The organism is Stieleria neptunia (assembly GCF_007754155.1).
In the GTDB taxonomy this organism is placed as follows: domain Bacteria; phylum Planctomycetota; class Planctomycetia; order Pirellulales; family Pirellulaceae; genus Stieleria; species Stieleria neptunia.
Window position 1 is genome coordinate 3,073,747 of the sequence record NZ_CP037423.1, and the last position, 23,929, is coordinate 3,097,675.

A 23,929-nucleotide genomic window follows, 5' to 3' on the forward strand; every position below is an offset into this window, starting at 1 on the left:
CCGCTCGCGCCGTTCCGCTAACTTCGTCATTGCCAAGGGAGCTGGCACTGGGCATTGCCCCGGGAAATCCTACTCGGAACTCTGTTCGATAAATCGCTCGATCTTGCGTTCCAGGACTGGCAAGGGGATCGATCCGGAACGGAGGACTTCATCGTGGAACTTGCGGACGTCGAACGCATTGCCGAGCTGCTTTTCGGCACGTTCTCGTAGCTCCGTGATGAACAGTTCGCCGACCTTATAGCCCAACGCTTGTCCCGGCCAGCCGATGTAGCGATCGACTTCGGCAACGATGTTGTGCTCCGACAGCGCCGTGTTTTCTTGCATGTACGCGATCGCCTGCTGCCGCGTCCAGCCTTTGGCGTGGATGCCGGTGTCGACGACCAATCGACTCGCCCGCCAGGCTTCCATGCTCAGCCGGCCGAATTCCTGATAGGGGTCTTTATAGAATCCGAGTTCACTGCCCAGCTTTTCGCTGTAAAGCGCCCAGCCTTCGATAAACGCGGTGAAATTGCTCTGCTTGCGGATCGGATGCAGCCCCTCCAGTTCCGCTTGAAGGGCCAGTTGCAGATGGTGACCGGGGACCGCTTCGTGAAACGAAAGGGCCTCGAGTTGATACAGCGGGCGCGCCGACAGGTTGTACGTGTTGACGTAATAAAATCCGCCACGGGTTCCGTCGGTCGCGGGCGGCCAATAGTACGCCGACGTCGTCTGTGGCGCGACATAGTCGGGGACTTCGCGAATCCCGTAGGGTGTGCGGGGAAGCTTGCCGAACAGATTGGGAAGGCGTCCGTCGGCTTGTTTTAAAATGTAAGCGACTTCCTTGAGCAGTTCTTCTTTCGTCTTGGGATAGAACTTGGGATCGGTGCGGAGATGTTTTAGAAACGCTTGCAGGTCACCGTCGAATTTGACCCGGTCCTTGACCGCTTCCATCTGCGATCGGATCCGGGCGTTTTCACGGGTCCCGGTTTGATGCAACTCGTCGGGTGTCATTTCCAACGTCGTGAACTTGCGAATCTGGGCCTGGTAGAGCGCTTGGCCGCCGGGCAGCGAACGAGCGGCGATGCTTCCTCGACACGCCGGGACGTAGGTGGTCTTCAGGAAATCCGCAAAGTCACGGTAGGCGGGGATGACACTGTGCCGGATCGCATCGAGCACTTTGGGACGCAGCTCGTCCCAATCTTGCTCGGAGAGCTTGGCGATGGATTCTTCGGCCAGGTTGGTCAGGAACAATGATTCTTCGGGGGTGTCCACCACATGGGCTTGGGCCTGCCGGACGCTGTCGCGCATGATGATGGCCGGTTGGGTCAAACCGGCATCGATGCCTTGACGCAACAGCGCGATTTGTTCGGCAACGTAGCGTGGGAACTGGTTCAGTCGTGCGATGTAGTTTTCGATGTCTTGCCGCGAATCGGGATTCATTTGTCGCGGCAACTCGGGCAAACCGATGTGGAAACCTTCGCGGTTGTTGATCGGCATCAAGTGCAGTCCCAACCGGTAATCCGTTTGTTCGGTTTCCAGTTTGCGACGCAACAAGTCCACGTCGACTTGGTCTTCGGCGTCGAGCGACGAGAGGTCGATGGCGTCGAGGGTCTGGAGGAACCCGGCCCGTGCCAGTTGACGGCGTTGAAAGTCGGCGGGCGTGTTGCTGGCCAGTCGGTCTTGCCCGCGCGGGTCGCCGACGTCGGTGGCCAGCAGCGGGTATTCGTCGAGTTCAAATTCCCAGACCTGATCCATCAACGCGCGAAGCGTCTCATTTGACGGACGCGAAACCGCGTCGTCGGCTTGCGCGTGAAGGGATGGCGCATCAACTGCCAGCAGCACTGCGGCGGTGAGGGCGATGACTAAGTACTTCATCAGTTTGCTTGTTGGACGCGAAACTTGCCGGGCGAGACACCGAAGGTGCGGCGGAATTGTCGTGTGAAGGCGCTTTGGTCGGAATAACCGACGGTCAGCGCGATGGCAACAATCGAGTCTTCCGTCTGCCGTAGCTTGGTCGCTGCGGCGCTCATTCGCAACTGCAAGATCAGCTGAGACGGTGGGATTCCGTAGACCTGACGGCATCGTCGATCGAGCTGGTAGGCCGACATGTTCTCCCGGTCGGCCAGCTCCGAGGTCCGCAACGGTGTGCCCAAATTGCCCCTGATTTGTTCCACGATTCGCGCCAGCCGACTCAGGTCACTCGCGTCTTCGCCGGGTGACTGGAGGTCGCGTGAGATCCCGACCAATCCGACAACGGTTCCATCGATTCCCTTGAGCGCCAATTTGGTGGTCAGGCACCAGCCCGTGTTGCCCGACGGATAGGCGTGACGTTCCAGTTCGTCCACCAACGGTTGTTCCGTTTCGACGACGGACAGGTCTTGAGCCAAGAAGCGGTTGCCGATCGGATCGCGAAAAATTTCTTCGGACGTTTTTCCGATCAGGTCGCTTTTTTGTTTCGCACCACTGCGTTGAACCAGCGTTTCGTTGACGACCACATAACGTCCCCGGCGGTCTTTGACGAAGTATACGATGTCCGTTAAGTGGTCGAAAAGCGCCTCGCTCAAGAACGGATCGGCGAGCCGGCCGGCCAGTTCCAGACGAATGAGGCTGGACGGTGTTGGATCAGGTGTGCGCAATTTTCATTCTCGCAGACTGGTGATGTCAATCTAACGGTCCGACGACGGGCTATAGTGGTCGCCATCGAAACGCCCCTGTGACGGGAGATGGTTTTTCAGCCTCAGTAGCCGCCGCGTTGGTCCCGCAGAAACTCAGCCTATGCCCGATTCCTTTTCTGTTCTAGACACCCACACAGGCGGTGAGATCACGCGGGTGCTGTTCGCCGCCGACATCGGGCTGGCGGGGCAATCGGTGGATCAACAGCTGGATCAACTGCGGGGGCCGATGGATTGGATCCGCAAAACGTTGACCAGCGAGCCGCGCGGGACGGAGTATGCCGTCGGTGCCGTCGTGACGCCGCCGGAAGAGGATCTCAAGCGACCCGGATGCATCGTGTTTTTCAACAACGTCGGCTACCTGGGGATGTGCGGGCACGGGTTGATCGGAGTCATCGAAGCACTCCGCTATCGCGAATCGATGCGGCCGGGGACGGCACGGTTTGCCACGCCCGCGGGAACGGTCCAGGCCACCCTCGAAGCAGACCGACGCGTCTGTTTTACCGGAGTCCCCAGTCGATGTTACCGCCAGGATGTCGCGGTGACGTGTCGGGACGGACACCAAGTCGAGGGAGAAATCGCGTACGGCGGGAATTGGTTTTTTTTGACGCCGGATGAAGCCGTCCGCTCGGCGACGATTTCCGAGTTGATGGATCGAAGTCAGCGGATTCGCGACGCGTTGGACCGACAAGGCGTCCGCGGCGAAAACGGCGCGTTGATCGATCATGTAGAACTCTATGGCCCTCTTTCCACCGCGGACCAATCCACCGCAGACAACATTCCGTTGGCGGCCGAAGAAGTCGGTTGTCGAACCTTTGTCTTGTGCCCCGGCGGACACTACGATCGTTCGCCTTGTGGCACGGGGACGTCCGCAAAACTGGCATGCCTGGCGGCGCGCGGTTGGTTGCAACCCGGAGCCGAATGGATCCAGGAGTCGGTCACGGGAAGCCGCTTCGTCGCGTCCTATCAAGACCAAGGTGACGCCGTTGAAGTGACGATCCGGGGGCGGGCCCACGTGATCGCGGAAACACGTCAGATCTTTGATCCCGAGGACGCGTTGCGTCTGGGGATCGGGGGCGCCGGCCGATGAGTGCTCGATCGGACGTGATCGTCATCGGCGGCGGTGTCATCGGTTGCTGGACGGCTTGGCATCTGGCACGCGCGGGCTGCGCTGTAACGGTGCTGGATCGGGATCAAATCGGTAGCGGGGCTTCCTCGGGCAATTGCGGTTTCATCTGTCCCAGTCACGTCCACCCGCTGTGTGCTCCCGGAGCGGTCACCAATGGTTTGCGGATGATGGCGAAGTTCGGCGGGGCGTTGTCGATCACGCCGCGCTGGGATCCGGTGCTGTGGGGGTGGTTGCTGCGGTTCGCCAAACATTGCAACGCCGCTGATTTTCGAAACGCATCGAGCGCCCGTCACGCGCTGTTGAAATCCTCTCGATCGCAATACCAAACGTTTGCCGCCCGCCACGCGTCGCAACTGCAATGGCAAGAACGCGGTTTGTTGATGGTCTATCGATCGGTCCGTGATTTCGAAACCTACGAGCAAACGGCATCGCAGTTGCGAGGCGAGTTCGGATTGCGTCTTGATCGCTATGACGGCGACGCCGTCTTGCAGCTGGAACCGACGCTGCGTGATTCGTTGGCCGGTGGTTGGCATTTCCCCGACGACGCGCATCTTGACCCCAGTGCCTTGTTGGCGCAGTTGCGTCACGAAATAGGTGAGTCCGGTGGTGTGATTCGGGAGCAGACGGCGATCGAATCGTTGCACGTCGACGGGGCGGCGTTGACGTCGGTTCAGACGACGGGTGGAGAGCGTTTGTCGGCCGATGCGTTTGTGTTGGCGACCGGTGCCGAAGCGTCGAAGTGGGGACGCACGCTCGGTTGTCGAATTCCCGTGATTCCCGGCAAGGGCTACTCGGTCACCTTCGCCGATGCGACCGGCATGCCGAAAACGCCGCTGATTTTCGAGGACGATCACGTCGCCGTCACCCCGCTGGGCGATTCCTTTCGGATCGGTTCGACGATGCAGTTGACCGGATTGGATCGTTCGATCCCTCCGTCCCGCATCGAGTTGCTCAAACGTTCGGCGAGACAGCATCTGCGGGTCGAATTGCCCAAGGCGTCCGAGCTGGCTTGGGCGGGTTGGCGTCCGATGATGCCCGACGGATTGCCCTGCATCGGTCGATCACCGCGCGCGGCCAACGCGTTTGTCGCCGCCGGAAACGGCATGATCGGCATGGCGAGCGGACCCGCGACGGGGCAGTTGGCCGCCGAGTTGGTACTCGGGAATGAGCCGCATCTTGATCCGACCCCGTATCGGCTGGGGCGTTTCTAGAACGCACTTTCGTGGGCATACTGTTCCAATTGCCCACTCCAATGTCTTCCCTTTCGATTTCGATCACTCAACGACCTTTCAAGGACCCAGGCAGATCAATGACGACAGAAACTCCAGCGGCCGCCACCATTGACGACAGTGTGTTTCGCGGTTGTCTGCCGGCAATCATGACGCCCATCGGCGACGACGGTCGGCCCGATTTCGATGCCATGGTGCTGCACGCGACAAACCTGGTCGCGGCCGGAATGACCGGCGTCGTGTATTGCGGATCGATGGGGGATTGGCCGCTGATGACGGACGAGCAACGCCGCGAAGGTGTCGCCCGATTGGTCGCTGCGGGATTGAAGGTCGTCGTGGGGACTGGGGCGCAGAGTCCGATCATCGCCGCCGAGCACGCCGCACACGCTGCCGAAGTCGGCGCGGCCGGTTTGATGGTGATTCCGCGATTGCTCTCCCGCGGCATCTCCGAAGCCGCACAGGCGGACCACTTCGGACGCGTCCTGTCCGCCGCACCCCAATTGCCGGCGGTCATCTACAACAGTCCCTACTACGGATATCAGACCAAAGCGGGGCTCTACGGCCAGCTGCGCCAGTCGTACCCGAACCTGGTCGGGTTCAAGGAATTTGGTGGCGCCGAATCGCTCAGCTATGCGGCCGAGCACATCACGTCGTCCGATGACGGCGGCTTGCTGTTGGTCGGCGTCGACACGCAGGTGTATTTCGGTTTCTTGCGATGTGGTGCCCAGGGGGCGATCACCGGCATCGGGAACTGTTTGCCCAGCGAAGTGCTTCATCTGGTCGATCTGTGCCGCCGCGCCGCGGCCGGCGATTGCGAAGCACGTCGGTACGCCAAAGAGTTGGACGAAGCCTTGGCGGTGTTATCAAGATATGACGAAGGCCCCGATCTGACGCTCTATTACCGACTGATCGCCGCGGAGACGATTGACCCGATCTACCGCCGACCGGCGTTGGAGTCGGATCGATTGAGTCCGTCCCAAGAACGGTACGCCCTCGATCAATTGAGTCTGTTCCAAGCCTGGTGGGAAAACTGGCCAGGCCGCTGACCCCGACCCAAAGTGGCGTAAGCTTCCAGCTTGCGCTCCCCGAGCCGCAGGCTCGTTCCAAGGCTCTGCCTTGGAACGGGATGGGCCGGAGGCTCCGCCTCCGAGCATGCGAGGCGGGCGCAAGCGGGCTGTCGGTTGAGTGAGTGAGCCGCGACGCGTAAGCGGCCGGGCATCCAGGCGCCCGCCCGAGGCCTTACGGCCAGCGGCTCACCATTGCCTCGACCAATCCCACTCAATCGACAGCCCGCGAACTCTCCGGCTTGCGCATTTTTGCCAACAGACCGGAGGGCTCGCGCCCTGCCGCTAAAAATCGTTCACGGCGTAGGCCAGATCCTGGGAACGAGATCCGCGTCAACGCTTCGGCTTGACCAGACAATGAAATCCGAAGCAGGGCTCTTCGTCTTCGCGTTCCTTTTCGGCGGCCGTCAGGATCTCCTGGACCTCCGCCATCCGCTCCGGATTCAGCGCCACCGAAATCACCCGTTGCTGGCCGTCGGCTCCGAGCGCGACGGTGGTCAGCACGGCGACCGTGTCATCGTGCTGCAACGCCTGGATGATGTGCTGACCGACTTGTGCTTCGGGATTGCGAATCGTCGTGACGAATTGTGCGATCGTGTCCTTCCGCTGTGCACCGGAGGACACTTGATTCGGCTGGGTGGGATTGGCGGGAACCGGATTTGCCGGTGCCGGTGTTTTGGGGGTGGGGGGCTCGTCAGCCGATTGGCTCATTCCGGATTTCCGCTGGAGGAGAAAAGTTGGGTGGACCGGCGGGCCAGATGACTCGCGCCAGATCTGTGCATCATCATAATGCAGATGGATTCGCGCGGTTGGAAATGGCGATCTGCATCGAAAACTCCGCTTCGGGATTTCTTTGCGCCCCCACACCGCGCGATATGGTACTGGGCTACAACGGAACCATGCGTCCAACCGATCGACACACAAAAGAGCATTGAGTATGACCCTGACGACATCGCCCGGCGGCGTTCATCACCATGAAAAAGTCGTCAACGCGATTCCCGGCTGGGGGCCGCTGGGGATCTGCATTCTATTGACGTTGTCGGCTCCGCTGTGCATCGTTACCGGAGCGGGCAGCGGTGCCAATGGGCCGACCTTGATCGCAATCGGCGTGTTGATGCTGGTCGTTGGCATTGGCGCGATGTTCGGGCTGATGGCGATCGCGCCGAACAACTCGCGGGTCTTGTTGTTGTTCGGTCAATACAAGGGCACGGTTAAACGATCAGGGTTCGTTTGGGTCAATCCGTTTTATTCAAAGAAGAAAGTCAGTTTGCGGATTCGCAACTTCGAAACCGGTTCGTCGACGAAGCCGGAAACGAAGAACAAAGAAGGCGTCGTCACACAGCCCAAGACGCGGTCAGCGGGAAAGCCGTCCAAGGTCAATGATCGGGACGGAAATCCGATCGAGATTTCCGCGGTCGTCGTTTGGAAAGTCGTCGATACGGCGGAAGCTCTGTTCGAAGTGGATGACTTCGAAAACTTTGTCGAAGTCCAAAGTGAAGCGGCGCTGCGCAGTTTGGCGACACGTTATCCCTACGACAGCCGCGACGAGGAGCAGTCGTTGCGGGGCAGTACCGATGAGATCTGTGATCGGTTGCGCGACGACATCCAGGATCGACTGGACAAGGCCGGCGTCCAGGTTTTAGAAGCCCGCATCAGTCACCTGGCCTACGCGCCGGAAATTGCCGCGGCAATGTTGCAGCGTCAACAGGCATCGGCCGTCGTCGCCGCCCGAACCAAAATCGTCGACGGTGCTGTCGGGATGGTCGAGATGGCGCTGGAGCATCTCAAGCGAGACAACATCGTCGAACTCGATGCGGACCAACGGGCGGCATTGGTTTCCAATCTGCTGGTCGTCCTCTGCAGCGACCGACACACCCAGCCGGTCGTGCAAACCGGAGCCTGATTGCCAGTCCTCGTTCCCAGGCTCCCGCCTGGGAACGGGATGGGAAGGAGGCTCCGCCTCCGGAGATTGCGAGGCGGGAGCCTCGCGGAAAATGCGTTCCCAGGCGGGAGCCTGGGAACGAGAGGTGAGAGGTGAGCTTCCAGCTTGCGATCCCCAGCACCCCATGGCAAGCAGGATGCTTACCCACTTAGAGAAATTCTCAAACCGAGCTTGACTTTACGACGCCTGTCATAAACAATATGACCGTTGTCGTAAACGCGATTCTGACTTTTCTCTTTCGCTCGGTGTTCTGCGGATGAAATCGACCACGCGGCTGTCCAGCGGCGAGCTGGACTTGATGGATTTATTGTGGCGCGAAGGGCCGCTCACGTTGGCCCAGGCCCACGAGCGTTTCGGCGTCGAGACCGTCGGTTACACGACCATGCAAACGCGGTTGAACCGTTTGGTGGACAAGGGCTTGGCGTCCAAGTCGGGGCGGCCGGCGGAGTATGCGGCGGCGATCGAGCGCGAGCAGGCCCAGGCCGGTCATCTGGATCAGCTGATTTCAAAGCTCTCCGGCGGCAGTGTCGTGCCCCTGGTCGCCCAGTTGATGCAGGACCGTCAAATCAGCCGCGACGAATTGCAGGCACTGAAACGTCTGATTCGCGACGCCGAACAGAATCCCGGTTCCGGCAAGGCCGAGACGAAACGCGGATCCCAGGGGCGGTCGGGAGGTAAACGGTGATGATCACGCTCGTGCATTGTCTGGTGACTGCATCGGTCATGTTAACGATCGCATGCGGTGTGGCAGCGTTCTTGCTGCGTCGGTTGCAGATCGTGACGCCGCGTTTGCGGCAGTGTCTGTTGTTCTGCGTGCTGCTGCAGGGGCTGATGCTGTTTCGGGTGCCCGTCGAGCTGCCGTGGTTGGAAAGCTCGCCCGCCGGGTCGGCGCAATGGGCCGTCGGCGACGTTGCGGACACGCTTCCATCGGGCGGTGCTGCGTTCGTCGGAGACGCCACGTCGCCTGAATCCACTCGGTCGCAAAGCACCGTTTCGTCTTCGGCATGGGAGTCGATCGGGGGGACGGAGCACGATCCCGCGGCAACGTCTTGGACGGAGCTTGCCCTGTCGGCTGCGTGTCTGATTTGGATGCTGGGGATCGTCTGCATCGTGACCCGCAGTCTATTCCGCTATGCCAAGCTGTGTCGCTTGGTCGATGAACTCGATCGAGCGCCGGAGCCATGGCAAGCCGAGTGGCAAACGATTTGTGCGCGCCGCGGTTCTCGCGCACCGGAGATGTTGGTTTCCGGTTCGGCGGGCCCGATGCTGGTGCGTCGCCCCCGCGGTTACGCCCTGGTGGTTCCCGACCGGTTTTGGCGGTCGCTTTCCGGTGACCAGCGGCGTGGGGTGCTGTTGCACGAGCTTGCTCACTTGTGTCGTCGTGATGTCTGGCGACAAGCCGTAGCCCGGATTGCCGTGGTGTTGCATTGGTGGAATCCGGCGGCGTGGTGGTGCGTGCGTCGCTATGAAGAATCCGCCGAATGGGCTTGCGACGAGACCATGACACGCACGGATCCGGCGGCCGCCCGGGGCCTGGCCGCCAGTTTGGTGCAACTGGTCGAATTCCTCGAAAGCGGCACGTCGAATCCGGCACCGATCGCGAGTGGTTTAGGCGTCCAGTCGATGGCTGCGCCGCCGCTGACCGAACGCGTCACACGTCTTCTCCATTCTTCCTCCTCCTCTAGAGAGTCTGCTATGAAACGTCTTGTGTTGATGTTGCTCGCCGCCGGGCTGTTGACCCTTTCTGCGGTGCAATTCCGCTTGGTCGCAGCAGATGCCGGTGGTCAGGGCGAATCGATTTCCGCCGATGCGTCGGCGACGTTGCAAGTGGTGTCATCGGATTCCAAGGATCTGATCGAGACGTTGCGGCAGCGTTTGAACCCGGATGACAAAGCGTCGTCGGATTTAAAACAGTTGCTCGCCAGCGAATCGGGCCAGGTTGCGTTTGCCGGCGTGATCGATTTGTTGAAAGGCAAGTATCGCGAATCGGCTCGGGCCGAGGCGATCCCTCGGTTTGTTGAAAAACACTTTGAAGCCGCCCCCGATGGAACACTGGCCCTGCGTGGTAGCAGTCGACTGGCCGCGGATGCTTGGGTGCAACGCTCGCGGCAGTTGGGTGAGGTACTCGATTCGATGAATCGGCGGATGAAGGGTGTCGCCGATCGTCTGGAGGATTCCGGCGACGTCAATCAGATGGCTCGCCGCATGCTGACCGACCAGCACGTGGGCTATGCGATCATGTTGGACGAGTTTGATGGGCGCAGCGACCCGATCGAGTTGTTTCTTGGCAAAGCACTCGAAAAGATCTTGGTCCGTCGTGGCGATAAGTTGGTCGTCATTCCGACCCTGTCCGGTGATGCACGCCGACAAATCGAACGGTTTGAATTGGCCACCGACGTGTTTGACAAACTGAAGGTTGAACTGCCAATCTTCGCCGCCGAGTTCGACACGCCGGACGACCGTCACAAGCGTTTCGTCGCTAAGCTGAAGGACCCTGCGATGGCAGCCATCGTCGCCTTGCACGTCAGCAAAGAGTCGATGTCCTCACCGACGGCGGCGGTGGACGATTTGTTTGCCAAGTTGGAAACCGTCTCGCGGGACACCGCCAAGGGGTTGGTGATCGACGATGAAGAAGCGTGGGGGACTTTGGAGGAACTGTTGGAGTTTGCCGACCGCGCGGGGAAGCGAATCGACGCGGTGCGTGACCGGTTGGTCAGGACTGCCGCCGATCTGGATACCTCCGATCCGATGACCCAGCGTTTCGCCGCACAAATGAAAACCGGCGTGATCGCTTATCAGGTCGCCGTCGATGTCCCGTATGCGGAATTTGATTTGGGCAAGCAAGTGGAAGGCATGGTTTCGCAAGTGATGGAGCCTGCCGGCGCGGACCGATTGCGTGTTCGTGACGATGCGGCGGATCAGGTCAATCAGCGCGCCGGTGAGTTGCTGGCCGCCTGTCGCACGATTCGGCGTTACTTGCGCAGGATCGATGACGTCCGCGATCGGATGGCCGACCGCGAGTTGGCCGAGTCGCTCGATGGGCCGGGGCGGATGTTGCTACTGACAGAGATCCGTCGCTCGGCCGAACAATCGCAACTCGACGCGATGGAGCTGCTGGCCAAAGAGTTCTTCGTGCTCGATGAAACGACGAATCAATTGACCGTGCATCCCGAGCGGGCCGAAGTGGTCGATCAATTGGCCGGCCGGGCGATGGAATTGGAACAAGAGCTGAAGAAGGACGACTTCTGATCCCCACCTCGTTCCAAGGCTCCGCCTTGGAACGAGATACTCCGGAGGCTCCGCCTCCGAGGGTGGCGAGGCGGGAGCCTCGCGTGAAGTGCGTTCCCAGGCATGAGCCTGGGAACGAGGGAAGTGGCGTAAGCTTCCAGCTTGGGCTCCCCGAGCCGCAGGCTCGTCCCAAAGCTCCGCCTTGGAACGAGATAGCCCGGAGGCTCCGCCTCCGAGGGTGGCGAGGCGGGAGCCTCGCGTGAAGTGCGTTCCCAGGCATGAGCCTGGGAACGAGTAAGTGGCGTAAGCTTCCAGCTTGGGCTCCCCGAGCCGCAGGCTCGTCCCAAGGCTCCGCCTTGGAACGAGATAGCCCGGAGGCTCCGTCTCCGAGGGTGGCGAGGCGGGAGCCTCGCGAGAAGTGCGTTCCCAGGCGTGAGCCTGGGAACGAGTAAGTGGCGTAAGCTTCCAGCTTGCGCTCCCCGAGCCGCAGGCTCGTCCCAAGGCTCTGCCTTGGAACGAGATACTCCGGAGGCTCCGCCTCCGAGGGTGGCGAGGCGGGAGCCTCGCGTGAAGTGCGTTCCCAGGCGTGAGCCTGGGAACGAGGGAAGTGGCCTAAGCTTCCAGCTTGCGCTCCCCGAGCCGCAGGCTCGTCCCAAGGCTCCGCCTTGGAACGAGATACTCCGGAGGCTCCGCCTCCGAGGGTGCGAGAGTCGTGTTGTGTGGCGATCGGTGCTCGTCTGTTTCCAGACCTAATTGCAGAGAAACTCACCATGAAACTCCATCGAGCGATCCACACCACACTGCTCGCCGTCGCCGTGATGACCAGTCACGGCGCGGCAACGTCACTGGCGACCGAAGCTCCGATCGATGCGATCTTGGCCACCGTCCACCGCGAAGCAGGGATCACGCCGACCGAACGTTGTGACGACCACACGTACTTGCGCCGGATCAGCCTGGATCTACTCGGGCGCGTTCCGACTGCCGACGAACTGGCCCGTTTCGACGCTTTGCCAGACCGCGGCAAGACGCTCGACCGGATGCTGCATTCGGACGAATTCTCGCGATACTGGTCACAACTTTGGACGACGATTCTGATCGGACGCGGCGACGCGCGGCAAGTCGATCGCGAAGCGCTGCGGCGCTGGTTCCAAACACAATTGGAGCAGGAAAAGCCACTCGACCAAATCGCATTCGATCTGATTTCAGCCGAAGGGGTGACCACGCTGGATGGCCACGTCAACTTTCTGGTGGGGAATCGCGAAGACCCTGTGACGCCCGTGTCGCGGATCTTTCTGGGCGTCCAGCTGGACTGTGCCCGCTGTCACGACCATCCATTTGATCGTTGGACGCAAGACGACTACACGGCGATGCGGCGATTCTTTCAAACCATCTCCCTGCGCGAGGTTTCCGGAGGCATTCGTGTCGTTGATTCCGGAGCCGGTGCCGCGGAGGCCGGACCTCGGTTTCTGACCGGATCGCGACCACGCACGGCCGCATGGCGACGAGAGCTGGCCTTGATGACCGTCCGCTGCCAGCCCTTTGCCAGAGCGATGGGCAATCGGGTTTGGCAATTGCTGATCGGTCGCGGCATCGTGGACCCCGTCGATGGCCTCAGCCAGGCTCACCCGCCGAGCGTCCCCGAGCTTCATCAAGCCTTGGCCGACCAGTTGCGGGGCAACGGGTTTGACTTGCGTGGATTGATCCGCACCATCGCCGCCAGTGACGCCTATGCCCGCACCGCACCGCGCGCCGAAGCAACGGTTCGGGACGAGGCGGTCGAGTTGTTTGCCGCGAGAATTCCCCGGCCATTGCTGCCCGAGCAGTTGATCGCGTCGTATGCGACGGTGATGCATCGTGATCTGCCGTCGCCCGAACGCCTGAACACGATGGCGGTGGAGTTCATGGGGCGATCGGAAGTCGAGACGGGAGCGACCGACCCGCTTGCGTTACAACGAACCAGTCAAGGATTGCTTCAAGAACTCGCCGCCGAGACGTCTACGCCGAGCGGTGACCTGGATTCCATCTTTCGCGCGACACTGTCGCGACGCCCCGATGAATGGGAACGTCAACGCCTGGCCGACGTGCCCGGCAGCGATCTCCTGTATGTCTTGTTACACGGGAACGAATTTGTATTTAGTCATTGATAAAAGGGGCGTAAGCTTCCAGCTTGCGTTCCCCGAGCCGCAGGCTCGTCCCAAGGCTCCGCCTTGGAACGGGAGGGTCCGGAGGCTCCGCCTCCGAGCATACGAGGCGGGAGCCTCGCGAGAAGTGCGTTCCCAGGCGGGAGCCTGGGAACGAGGGTGATAATCTCCATTTTAAGGTGAAGCATGTCGGATTCCAATCGTTTCGATCGTCGTCAGTGGCTGCGGGCCGGATCCGCCGCCGGGATTTCGACGTGGCTGGGGCATCGGGTCGCACGGTCCGCCAACGCCAAGACGGATTCGGGAAAGCCTGCTCCGTTTCAACGTTGTATCACGCTGTGGATGCAAGGCGGACCGAGCCAGATGGAGACGTTTGACCCGAAACCCGGAACCGAGACGGGCGGCCCGTTGCGGGCTGTCTCGACCAACGTTCCCGGGATGCAGATCAGTGAAACACTCTCGGGACTTGCCCGGTATGCCGATGACCTGTGTGTGATTCGATCGGTCGGTTCGGCACAAGGCGAACACGAACGCGCGTCCCATCTGTTGCACACCGGATATGAGCGCATCGATTCGTTTCCGCGACCGGCATTGGGATCATTTGTGTCCTCGAGTCGTCCGACGACAGAGGTGCCCGGGTTCGTCACCCTCGGCGGTCAGGTTTATGGTCCCGCGTTTCTGGGGACCAGCCATGGGCCCTTTGTCGTGAGCGATCTGGGGCGAACGATTGAGACGATTCGACGTGTTCATCGCCGTAGCGATCGTTTGGACTTGCTTGCCGAGTTGAATCAGCGGTCTGACACGAGCAGACCGACTGCACGGATTCGGCAACGGACGGAGCAAATTGATTCGGTGCGCCGATTGTTGAAGTCTTCGTTCGCCGACGCGCTCGATGTCTCGGCAGAAGATGCGGCAACGCGCAGCCGCTACGGCGAAAGCGATTTCGGACGCAATGTTCTAGCGGCGCGGCGGATGCTGGAGGCCGGAGTGCGATACGTCGAAGTCCAAATGCCGGGTTGGGACACGCATGTCGGCAACGTTCCCGCCGTCAAGCGTTTGTGTCAGCAACTCGAGCCGGCTTGGATCGCGCTGATCGACGATTTGAAGTCCAATGGGCTTTGGGACGACACCTTGATCCTATGGATGGGCGAATTCGGACGCACGCCGATCATCAATGGGCAGAACGGACGCGATCACTACCCGAGGTCCATTCCGGTGACGTTGGCCGGGCGAGGCATCGGCGGACGCGTGATCGGTTCGACGGGAAGCGACGGGCTGGATCACAGTGAACAGCCCAGCAGTGTGGCCGACTTGATGTACACGTTGATGAATTTGATGGGTGTCGATGCGGACCAAGAGTACACGACCACCTTTGGAAGCCCGACGTCCGCGACCGATGGAGGGGAGTTGATCCAAGGGGTCTTTTAGCACGCTGGTGTGCAGGCTTCAGGGACCGTCCAGCTTAGGGCGACCGGTTTTTCGAGTACGACGGCCCTTCCGGGCTGTCGTCGGTCGGGCTCGCCCCGACGACCTAGAAAGGACGTCGTACAACATTCCGCTGACCGCATCACCTTCAATCGACCAGATCACTGGTCTTCGTCGCGTTCGCGTCTAGATTCGTCCCAAGATCCGATCGAGCGAATCAGACGTTTGGTAGATCAGGGCTTCGGGGTAGTGCGGATAGGGATGAAAGTACTCAAACGTCACGTAACCTTCATAATCAATCTTCTCCAGCTCTTCCATCACCGCAGGCCAGTTGGTGGTGCCGTCCAGCAGCGGGCGGAAGGTTTCCAACGAGTAGTCGGTTCCTTTCTTGGTAAACTCTTTGAAGTGAATGTTCTTGGTCCGCCGGCCCAGGATCGGCACCCAGTGCTCGGCGTGCTGGAACATGGAGATGTTGCCGGTGTCGAAATGGACTTGCACGTTCTCGCTGCCGAACCCATCGACGAAGTCATTCATCTCCATCGGCGTCATCAAAAAGCCGTTGAAAAAGATGTTTTCCATGTTCAGCGACACGCCTTTCTTTTCGGCTCCCTTGACCAGTGAACCGACGGCTTCCCGCGCCAGGGTTTCACATTTGTCATTGGGCACGGGCGTGTGGTCGTCGCGCCAAGGGATGTGAACGGCGCCGGGGACGACCAGCAAGTTCTCGACCTTCATCGTTGCCGCCGCATCGGCCATCAGCCCGGCCAGCTCGATGCCGCGGTTTCGCTTGGCGGCATCCAGGCTAGACAACGGATAGGGCCAAAACAAAAACGAACACAGACCGCTGATTTCGATTCCAATTTCATCGGCCAGGTTGCGAATCCCAACCAGGTCCTTGGTCGACGCTTTGGGGGAAAGGTCATTGTCGAGATCGTAGTTCAGTTCGATCCCGTCGAATCCGGCGTCTTTGGCAAGTTGCATGCATTCGCGAAGCGACATCCGATCGGGATAGGGGAACGCCCATTGGTTGATCGATTTTTTGGCTCGATAGCGTTTCGGCGAAGATTTTCGATCGTCTTTGACCGAAGCGGCCGGTGGGGACGCGGCCTCCTGTGCATTTGTCGACGTGGCGAAGGCGATTCCGGTGGTCGCCAGCCCGGCGGCGATGGCATCTCGGCGGCTGACCGTACGGTTCTGTCCCAAGGGGACGCAACGATTTTGATCTGTCTTTGCCATCTGGTCATTCCTCTTTGTGTATTCGTCTCGGTGGATCCGTTATGGTAAGAGTGCTACCGGTGTAGTCTCCCTCCCCTTTTTTCAACCAAGGATTCTAACATGCCCACCGTTCTACCATTTGGACGAGCGTTGTCCGCTTGCTGTTTTGCGGTTTTGTTGGCCGCGTCGGCTGTCATCGCAGCCCCAACCGGCATGACACTCGGGCCCGTCGAGTTGCAGTCGGTCGGTCCGATGACGTTCGCCACGTCCGGCGTATTGTTGGTCGGCGATCCCAAAGCCGCGACGGTCTACGCGCTTGACACCGAAGACGCCGGCACCCGCAGCAGCGGCCCATCGATCGCGAATCTGCAAGCCGCAATCAAATCGTCGTTGGGATTGGAAGGCGATGTGGAAATCGGTGAGCTGGCGGTGAACCCGGACACGGGCAACGTGTTCTTGAGCATCGTCGCCGGTGGTCAGGTTCACTTGTTAAAGGTGGACGATCAAAGCGAGATCACGAAAGTCAACTTGGACAAGATCCATCACGCATCCAAGGCGTTGCCCAATCCGCCGGAAGACAAAGACGTGACGCGGCGCGGACGCACCCGTAACGCCCGCAATTCGTCGATCACCGACGTCGCGTTCTTTGAAGGAAAAGTCATGGTGACGGGCTTGTCGGCCGGCGATTCGCCTTCGCGGGTGATCGAGTTCCCGTTCCCGTTCGCGGACAACACGGTGACGACCAGCGTCGACATCTTCCACGCCGCCCATGGTCGTGTTGAAGATGCGACGATCCAGACCTTCTTGCCGATGGTCGTCGACGGTGAACCGAGTCTGTTGGCCGGTTTTACCTGCACCCCGTTGGTCCGCTTTCCCGTCAAAGCACTTGACGGTTCGGACAAGGTTCGCGGCACCACCGTCGCGGAACTCGGCAATCGAAACCAACCCTTGGACATGGTCGTCTACGAAAAGGGCGGCAAGACTTCGATCCTGATGAACAACTCCGCTCGCGGGATGATGAAGATCAGCACCGAAGGCATCGGGGAAAATCAAGGTCTGTCCGAACCCGTTCGTGGTGGTGGAACCGCAGGCCAGGAATTTGAAACGATCGAGTCGCTCTCCGGCGTCAAGCAGATGGACAAGTTCGACGCCAGCCACGCCGTTGCGATCGTCGACGTCAAAGGGACGTTGGCACTGCAAACGATCGAGCTGCCGTAGCCGGTTTGGAGCCGACTTCGTCGAACATTTACTCGAGGACGTCGTGCAGTTTGAAAGTCACCCTCCTGGCAGGAGGGTCGAGCGAAGCGAGGGGAGGTCGATCGGTGAATCGCGGTGTTCACTTCACTCTTGATGGGCGACCCCAAAGAACAACGCAAACCCTCTCCTCTCTGCGCTCGACTCTCCCAGGGGGAGAGTGACGAAACCCGCTAACTATCAACGACTTGAAAACTGCACGACGTTTTCCTGGGAGGGTTTTTTTGTTGCGTGAACGAAGGGCGACCTCGATCCTTCGCATCTGCCTGTGCGCGCAAGCTACAATGCGCGTATGCATTCGACCCACTTTCGCGATGAACCGTCCACCTCCGCTTCCATGCTCGCGCGTGCACGCGAGGGTGATGCGGAAAGTTGGAAACAACTCGCCCAGGTCTACGGCCCGATCGTCTACGGTTGGGCCAGGCGATGTGGTTGCCAGGCGGCCGACGCCGCCGATGTGATGCAAGACACGTTTGCGTCGGTCGCCAAGGCGCTGTCTCGGTTTGACGGCGAACGCGACGGCGCAACCTTTCGCGGCTGGCTGTGGACCATCTCACGGAACAAAATCCGCGACCGGGCGCGGATCGCTGCCGATGAACGGGCCGCCGGCGGCACGGCGGCCAATCTGGCCTTGCTGCAGATTGCCGACGCCCAGGCGATCGATGCCGATGATCCTCCGACGACGGTTCAAGCCGATTCGCTCGACGCCCGTCGCCGGATGATCGAGCTGCTGCGCCAGTGCTTTGACCAGCGGACGTGGCAGATGTTTTGGGAGACCACTGTGATCGGACGTCCGCCGCTGGATGTCGCTGAGGAGATGGGCGTTTCGAAATGGGCGGTTTATAAGGCTCGGGCCAGGGTGTTGCAGCGGCTGCAGCTGGAGATGAAGGGGTTGGAATGAGGTGGGTAGGAAGATTTTGACCATTTCTTCCCAAACGCTCCTCCTACAAAATATTTTGAAAAACACTGTCCAATCGCTCCGTTGTCTGGGTGTAGCGGCGGGTGAGTCTCGCCGAGAATTGCACACACGACGGGAGCCCATCGATGATCGCCATGAGACGTAACTGTTTGGAACCAGATGAATTGCGACGAGTGCTCGAAGGGGAATTGCCCCCGGAGCAGTTTGATTCGGCGATCTCGCATCTGGACACCTGTGAAACCTGTCGCACGGCCGCGGAACGGTTCGACGGCGGGTTGCAAGCGGTCGGCGAATCAAAGTCCTCTGAGGACGATGCTCGGGCCGGAGTGCAGAACGAAACCGCGTGCCAGGTCGCGCTTCAGCAACTCTTGCAGCAATCGTCGGCGATCTTGCCCGCGACCGCCGCTCCGCCGCCCCCGTTTGAAATGCTCGGGCCTTACCGGCTGTTGGAATTGATCGGCAGTGGCGGGATGGGGGCCGTCTACTTGGCCGAACATCAACGGCTGAAACGGCGCTGCGCGATTAAGTTGTTGCCGCCCGAACGCGTCACCCAAGCCGGCTGGTTGGACCGGTTTGATCGCGAGATGACGACGATCGCGTCGCTGGAACACCCCCACATCGTGTGCGCCACCGATGCCGGACACGAAGCGGGCTGGCACTACTTGGTGATGGAGTATCTGGACGGGCTGGACATCGGTCGCGTGGCGGGGCGCATTGGCCAGCTGGACGTTGCCGACGCCTGCGAAATCGTCCGTCAAGCGGCGCTCGGCTTGGCCCACATCCACGACAGCGGATTGGTGCATCGCGATATCAAACCGTCCAATTTGATGCTGACTCAATCTGGGACCATCAAACTATTGGATCTCGGTCTGGTGCTCGACGGCGATGACCCGCTCGCTAAAGACGATCGCCTGACCACCGTCGGACACGTGATGGGGACGATGCCGTACATGGCGCCAGAACAATTGGCCGACAGTCGTGACGTGCGTCCCCAGTCCGACATGTATTCGCTCGGCGCGACCCTGTACCGTTTGATCGCCGGCCATCCGCCGCACCGCTCCGAGCGCGGGTTGGCGGCGCAGGTGTTGGCGATCACCAGCAGCGATGCCAAGCCGCTCGACGCCATCCGCAACGACGTCGATCGTGATGTCGTCAGTTTTGTTGCCAGCATGTTGTCACGTGATCCGGCCAAGCGACCGGCATCGGCGATGGAGGTGGCTCGGCAATTGGAGTCGATGACGAAACCCAGTCATTTGAAACGTCTGTTGCGTGACGCGGTTCGGAAACACTCCGCCGACGATCTGCCACGCAGCACCTTGCTGCCGTCGATTGTCAATTCCGGCGGTTCCAAAGATCGCGTGGGAATCAAACGTTGGTTGATGGGGGCTGCGGCGGCGCTGTGTCTGATCGCCGCCACGATCGTGATCAAGATCCAGACCGATCGTGGAGATTTGGTCATCCACTCCGAGCACGACGATTTGACCGTTTTGGTCAAGCAAGGGGACGAGGTCGTCGATCAACTGACGATCGAATCGGGAAAGGACAATCGAAAGACGCTGCACAAGGGCACGTATCAGGTGGAGATCGTCGGCGGCGGTGACGCGCTCGCGCTCAGCGACGACGTCGTCACGATCGGTCGCGGGACAGGGCAGTCGATTGATGTCGTCAAGCGAATCGAACCGAGAGGCCAGTCTCTGGTGGAGGCCCCAACGCCGAGTCTCGATTCGGTGCGAGCCGAAGATTTGGACCCGGGCATTCCACTGCATGCTGTACGAGGGCCTGGCGTTTCCCCGGCACCAAACGGATCCGTCGAAATACCCGCCGGCTCGGCGATGGACTTCGCCTCGTTCGGCGGCAAATCGCTTTCGCATTGGATCGAACAGATTCGAACCGAAACTGAGATGGAGCCACTCGGTGAAGCCATTTATGCGGCGATCGGTGGGTTGCAGGATTTGTCGCGCCGTAGCATGTCGAACGCGTCGGAAAGCGAGGTGGTTGTCAAAGCATTGCTGGAACGCGCTCGTGAGTTCGGCGGGCTGAATCGTAAATTGCCCCCGCTGCCCGGCATGAACGATCAAGCCATCACGCCGTCGGAACATTTCATGTGGTGCTTGACCGAAGTGTTTGCCGAGCCTTCGTTCGACGTTTGGTATGAAAGCTCGGTGCAAGAATTGATCGAAGGCAATGTGAACAGTCGCGCCGCCGTGATCACCTGCTTGCACCGCCGCGTCCGTTCAGCTGGTGGAGGTGGCATGTACGGTGGCGGCATGGGCGGTGGCGGCATGGGCGGATTCGGCGGCGGATATCCCGGCGCGGCAATGGACGGTACGATTTCCAAGTTTACCACCAACAAGCTCATTCGATGTTGTCTCAGCCTGGCGACGGCGGATGCCTGGTCCGGAATGCCGGTTGATCAACAAAAGGGCGCGGCCACGAGGACGCGTGAAGTCTTGATCGTTATGCCCGGAAGTCTGGGAATGGGACTCTCCCAGGAGGCCAACGATGAATTGACCCGTGTGATCCTCTCGATTCCGGAAAGTGAACGCAGCGATTGGGAAAAGGGGTTTGTTCCAAACGACGCGGGTGATCCCACTGACAGTGATGGTGCCGCCATGGAAGGATACGGGATGCAGAGTCTCGGTGCTGCGCAGGATGAATCGGCCGATTCTGCCCCCGAGACGCTCTTTCAAGGCCGCGACTTGGCCAGTTGGATGGAGGCTTTGGAGCGAGAACGTGATGTCGCATCACTCGGGGAAGCCATGCGGGCGGTCGAAACGTTGTCGCGGGAAGCAGATACACAGACCCGTTTGGCAGCGGCAAACAAGACGTTGTCGGTGGCTCGACGGCTCGGCGGAATCGTGGCCGGTGGCAAAGGTGATCCCAATCCATCGCATTCGTTTATGTCATCCTTTCTCGAGACGTTTCCGAGATATTGCCCCAATCCCGGAATTGATGCGATACGCAGTGAACTCTCCGGTGGGAACACCAACAGCCAAACGGCCGCAGTGTGGGTCTTGTACAACTATCTTCAGTCGACCGATGCAGGCTTCGGTACCCTGGTCGCAGGCGAACGGTCGGACACGTGGATCAAAGATCAAGCGAGCACCGAGCAGGGGCGCGAGTATGTTCGCGTGATTTCCGACGAACTTCTCAATTTTGTCGATTCGCTCGCGCCGATCACTCCCACGGCAAACCTTTCCTTTTCGACGCAGCAGCACGTGCGCCAGTTGGCAATGGACTCCGCCTTGCACCTGAGCATGGAGATGGACGACCCGATCGCCGAAAACGAACGATTGCGACGGTATGTCGTGGTGCAGGTTGCTTCTGCCATGGAGAACAAGACAACCTTGGAAGGTCAGTCCTTGGCGACCTTCGGCCAATCCAAACTGAAGGAACAGATGCTGGTCGCGGCGATTCAGGTAGCCCAACACGACAAGGATTTCGGCACTTCAGAGTGTTGGGATTTCCTGGCCACTCACTTTTCAATGCCGGCCGATGTTCGCGAAAAGATTTACTGGACAATGTCCGACCGCTATCGCGATGCGTTCGATCGTTTCAAGAAAGCTGCCCCAAAATCACTGCTCAATGAGATCCATCGAACACTCAACCATCCGGGATACTTGTCGACGAGGTCTGATTGGTATGTCATGGTGATCCCGTTCTATGCTGACGAATTTAATCCGGTCGAGGACGCAGCAAAGGCGTTGCAATTCTTCGAGTCCTCTTTGGATTCTCAGGGACCGGCCAGCGAAAAACTGCGAACGGTGGTGGAAACGGCCCAGCAGATGGTGCGGGAACGGATCGCATTACAATCGTTGATCGTTGACTGACACCACCCGCTTCGCGCCAGCGGACCCGATATCCCCAGGCTCCAGGATTGGTTTCGCCAAAGTCGTCAGGAATAAGATCGTTGTCCCGATCGGTGCAACAACACCGACGCGGGGTCGAAAATCGCACGTTGGTATTGGGCGTTAGCCGCCACGTGTCGCTGCGAAGCAGCAACAGGGAATTGGCTGAAGGGACCGTCCAGCTTAGGACGGTCGCTTTTCGGATGTACGATGGCCCTTCCGGGCCGTCGCCCGTGGGGCTCTGCGCGAAGACCTAGAAAGGACGTCGTACACCCCTCCGCCGACCACCTCTCACCCATTCGGTCAGATCATTCCGATTTGTCGCGTTTCACGCTAGCCTTAAGCTGGACGGTCTCTGAAGGCTAGACACCAGCGCCATGCACGAACACTTTCTACTTTTCCTTCTTAAACTCGATCGTCCTGGCCTTTTCGTCGTCGAACCCCGATGGGCCTTCGGGGGCGCCGGGTGCGGTCGCGCAGACCGTCCAGGTGTCTTCGTCGAGCGTGTAGATGCCTTCGGCAATCTGCTTTTTGAATTGCTCGATCGGGCAATCTTCGATGCGAACCGAAATGCGTTTCGGTTTGGCGTTGGCATCGATTTCAAAGGTTCCCTCGTACCATTCTTTGCCCTCCGGACCATCGAACCGGATCTTCTTTCCGTCGACACGCAGCGTCGCCTTTTTCTTGCCGTTCTCCGTTTCGACTTCGGCCGTCCAATTTCCCTGCAGTGCTTCCAGCCCCTTGTCCGCAGCTCCTGCGTCAGGACTGGAGATCAGGGCAGCGACGCAAAACAGAACGAGCAACGGGAGTTGAAATCGCATGGGGGGTACCGCAGAGAGGGGGAGATGTCGTCAACGGAAGCATTGTACCGACTGAGCGGTTTCTGATCGCCGTTGCGGGATCTCAAACGGTGAATTGCGGTGTTGCGGCATCGCCGCGTCGGCTCGAACGCCGGCGACGCCAACGATCATCCACGTTTTGCGGGGGGCCTGACGACACTATCCGTCCAGGAATTGCCGCGACCGGCCGTTCCGGGCTTTGACTCGCGGCGGAGATTTAATAAAATGCGGCGGTGGAGATTCGACCCCGTGAATCCCACGCCCGCCCCCGACACGACGGTCCTGGAGGTGGTTGATGGCCCCGGAATCCTCGCAAAGTCCGCTTTGTGACCCGGACAAGCCCAACCGACCGACCCGCTTTCGCCGCACTTGTGCGTGAGGGTTTTTGATTCTCAAGCCTCTTTTGGAGCGAAACGATGTCTGTATGTGGAGTTGCAAGCGGTCTGTACGCGATGGGACTGTTCGCGATCGGATTTCCCGGCATGCCGGAAATGTTGATCGTGTTGTTCTTGGCCCTGTTGTTGTTCGGCGGAGCGAAACTGCCCGGTTTGATGCGTAACCTGGGCAAAAGCGCCAACGAGTTCAAGCGTGGCATGAACGAGTCGTCCGACGACGATGAACTGTCCGACAACAAATCGGACGAATAGAAATGTTCGGGCTCAGTCCCTTTGAAATGATGGTGATCGGGGTGATCGCAGTCGTCTTGTTCGGCGGCAATCTTCCCGACGTGGCTCGCAAAGCGGGCGGCATCTATCGTGAATTCCGCAGTCGCCTCAACGAGGTCCAGCGAGAGTTCCGCGCCGCCGAGTATGAAGCGACCAAGGCGCTCAATCCTTACGAATCGTCGAAGGTCGAACCCGACGATGATGAGGAACCTTCCGAGCCGGCGGCGCCCAAGTTCACACCACCGTCTTAAGCCGATCGATCGTGTGCCTGCGTGGGAAGCCATTCCCACGCAGCGAGGCCAATACCCCCCTCTTGTTCCTCGGCTCCCGCCTGGGAACACACTGTAATGGAGGCTCCCGCCTCCTGGCCGTGAACCGCG

18 protein-coding genes are annotated in these 23,929 nt (G+C 60.0%); 13 read left to right on the plus strand and 5 right to left on the minus strand.

The annotated features are described in order from the left end of the window. Positions 1–69: 69 nt before the first annotated feature. Together Enr13x_RS10820 and Enr13x_RS10825 are read right to left on the minus strand one after the other, a co-directional pair. Entirely contained in the window at positions 70–1,854 is a 1,785-nt protein-coding gene (locus Enr13x_RS10820) for a DUF885 domain-containing protein (RefSeq protein ID WP_145386067.1), read from the minus strand. After that, the gene (locus Enr13x_RS10825; protein ID WP_231744204.1) at positions 1,854–2,615 is read right to left on the minus strand and encodes an AraC family transcriptional regulator; all 762 of its coding nucleotides are present in this window, start codon (positions 2,613–2,615) and stop codon (positions 1,854–1,856) included. The genes Enr13x_RS10820 and Enr13x_RS10825 overlap by 1 nt, the downstream gene beginning before the upstream one ends. 139 nt (positions 2,616–2,754) lie before the next feature. Here Enr13x_RS10825 and Enr13x_RS10830 point away from each other — a divergent pair, with 139 nt between their 5' ends. The 3 genes from Enr13x_RS10830 to Enr13x_RS10840 all read left to right on the plus strand — a co-directional run bounded on the left by Enr13x_RS10830 (position 2,755) and on the right by Enr13x_RS10840 (position 6,055). Further along, on the plus strand, positions 2,755–3,741 hold the full coding sequence (locus tag Enr13x_RS10830) for a proline racemase family protein (RefSeq protein WP_145386068.1): 987 nt from the start codon (positions 2,755–2,757) through the stop codon (positions 3,739–3,741). Further along, entirely contained in the window at positions 3,738–4,991 is a 1,254-nt protein-coding gene (locus tag Enr13x_RS10835; protein ID WP_145386069.1) for an NAD(P)/FAD-dependent oxidoreductase, read from the plus strand. Before Enr13x_RS10830 ends, Enr13x_RS10835 begins: the two co-directional genes overlap by 4 nt. Positions 4,992–5,089: 98 nt before the next feature. Next, positions 5,090–6,055 (plus strand): dihydrodipicolinate synthase family protein, encoded by a 966-nt coding sequence (locus Enr13x_RS10840; protein WP_145386070.1) that lies wholly within the window; start codon positions 5,090–5,092, stop codon positions 6,053–6,055. A 351-nt stretch (positions 6,056–6,406) separates the two neighbouring features. On the opposite strand, the gene Enr13x_RS10845 is transcribed toward Enr13x_RS10840, so the two are convergent. Further along, positions 6,407–6,784, minus strand: coding sequence for a hypothetical protein (locus Enr13x_RS10845; RefSeq protein ID WP_231744205.1), 378 nt, complete (start codon positions 6,782–6,784; stop codon positions 6,407–6,409). Between the two features lie 226 nt (positions 6,785–7,010). Here Enr13x_RS10845 and Enr13x_RS10850 point away from each other — a divergent pair, with 226 nt between their 5' ends. The 5 genes from Enr13x_RS10850 to Enr13x_RS10870 all read left to right on the plus strand — a co-directional run bounded on the left by Enr13x_RS10850 (position 7,011) and on the right by Enr13x_RS10870 (position 14,812). Then, positions 7,011–7,976, plus strand: coding sequence for an SPFH domain-containing protein (locus tag Enr13x_RS10850; RefSeq protein WP_145386071.1), 966 nt, complete (start codon positions 7,011–7,013; stop codon positions 7,974–7,976). 295 nt (positions 7,977–8,271) lie between these two features. Next, positions 8,272–8,700 (plus strand): BlaI/MecI/CopY family transcriptional regulator, encoded by a 429-nt coding sequence (locus Enr13x_RS10855; protein ID WP_145386072.1) that lies wholly within the window; start codon positions 8,272–8,274, stop codon positions 8,698–8,700. Beyond that, entirely contained in the window at positions 8,700–11,264 is a 2,565-nt protein-coding gene (locus Enr13x_RS10860; protein ID WP_231744404.1) for a M56 family metallopeptidase, read from the plus strand. The genes Enr13x_RS10855 and Enr13x_RS10860 overlap by 1 nt, the downstream gene beginning before the upstream one ends. 749 nt (positions 11,265–12,013) lie before the next feature. Continuing rightward, positions 12,014–13,387 (plus strand): DUF1549 domain-containing protein, encoded by a 1,374-nt coding sequence (locus Enr13x_RS10865; protein WP_145386074.1) that lies wholly within the window; start codon positions 12,014–12,016, stop codon positions 13,385–13,387. A 183-nt stretch (positions 13,388–13,570) separates the two neighbouring features. Further along, positions 13,571–14,812 carry a DUF1501 domain-containing protein gene (locus Enr13x_RS10870; RefSeq protein ID WP_145386075.1) on the plus strand — a complete coding sequence of 414 codons (1,242 nt, stop codon included), beginning with the start codon at positions 13,571–13,573 and terminating at the stop codon, positions 14,810–14,812. Positions 14,813–14,995: 183 nt separating this feature from the next. Here Enr13x_RS10870 and Enr13x_RS10875 read toward each other — a convergent pair whose 3' ends face one another. Then, the gene (locus tag Enr13x_RS10875; protein WP_145386076.1) at positions 14,996–16,045 is read right to left on the minus strand and encodes a sugar phosphate isomerase/epimerase family protein; all 1,050 of its coding nucleotides are present in this window, start codon (positions 16,043–16,045) and stop codon (positions 14,996–14,998) included. A 99-nt stretch (positions 16,046–16,144) separates the two neighbouring features. Here Enr13x_RS10875 and Enr13x_RS10880 point away from each other — a divergent pair, with 99 nt between their 5' ends. From Enr13x_RS10880 to Enr13x_RS10890, 3 genes are all read left to right on the plus strand, one after another. Continuing rightward, positions 16,145–17,242, plus strand: coding sequence for a hypothetical protein (locus tag Enr13x_RS10880; RefSeq protein WP_145386077.1), 1,098 nt, complete (start codon positions 16,145–16,147; stop codon positions 17,240–17,242). Between the two features lie 328 nt (positions 17,243–17,570). Then, positions 17,571–18,179: an RNA polymerase sigma factor gene (locus Enr13x_RS10885; protein WP_145386078.1), complete on the plus strand. Its 609-nt coding sequence runs from the start codon at positions 17,571–17,573 to the stop codon at positions 18,177–18,179. Positions 18,180–18,331: 152 nt separating this feature from the next. Further along, complete coding sequence (locus Enr13x_RS10890) at positions 18,332–22,027, plus strand: serine/threonine protein kinase (protein ID WP_197455941.1); 3,696 nt, start codon at positions 18,332–18,334, stop codon at positions 22,025–22,027. Between the two features lie 410 nt (positions 22,028–22,437). Here the strand turns inward: Enr13x_RS10890 and Enr13x_RS10895 are convergent, their stop codons facing one another. Then, entirely contained in the window at positions 22,438–22,866 is a 429-nt protein-coding gene (locus Enr13x_RS10895) for a TIGR03067 domain-containing protein (RefSeq protein WP_145386080.1), read from the minus strand. 434 nt (positions 22,867–23,300) lie between these two features. Here Enr13x_RS10895 and tatA point away from each other — a divergent pair, with 434 nt between their 5' ends. Then, positions 23,301–23,531: a twin-arginine translocase TatA/TatE family subunit gene (tatA, locus tag Enr13x_RS10900; protein ID WP_145386081.1), complete on the plus strand. Its 231-nt coding sequence runs from the start codon at positions 23,301–23,303 to the stop codon at positions 23,529–23,531. Positions 23,532–23,533: 2 nt separating this feature from the next. Further along, on the plus strand, positions 23,534–23,800 hold the full coding sequence (locus Enr13x_RS10905) for a Sec-independent protein translocase subunit TatA/TatB (protein WP_145210059.1): 267 nt from the start codon (positions 23,534–23,536) through the stop codon (positions 23,798–23,800). The last annotated feature ends 129 nt before the right edge of the window (positions 23,801–23,929 follow it).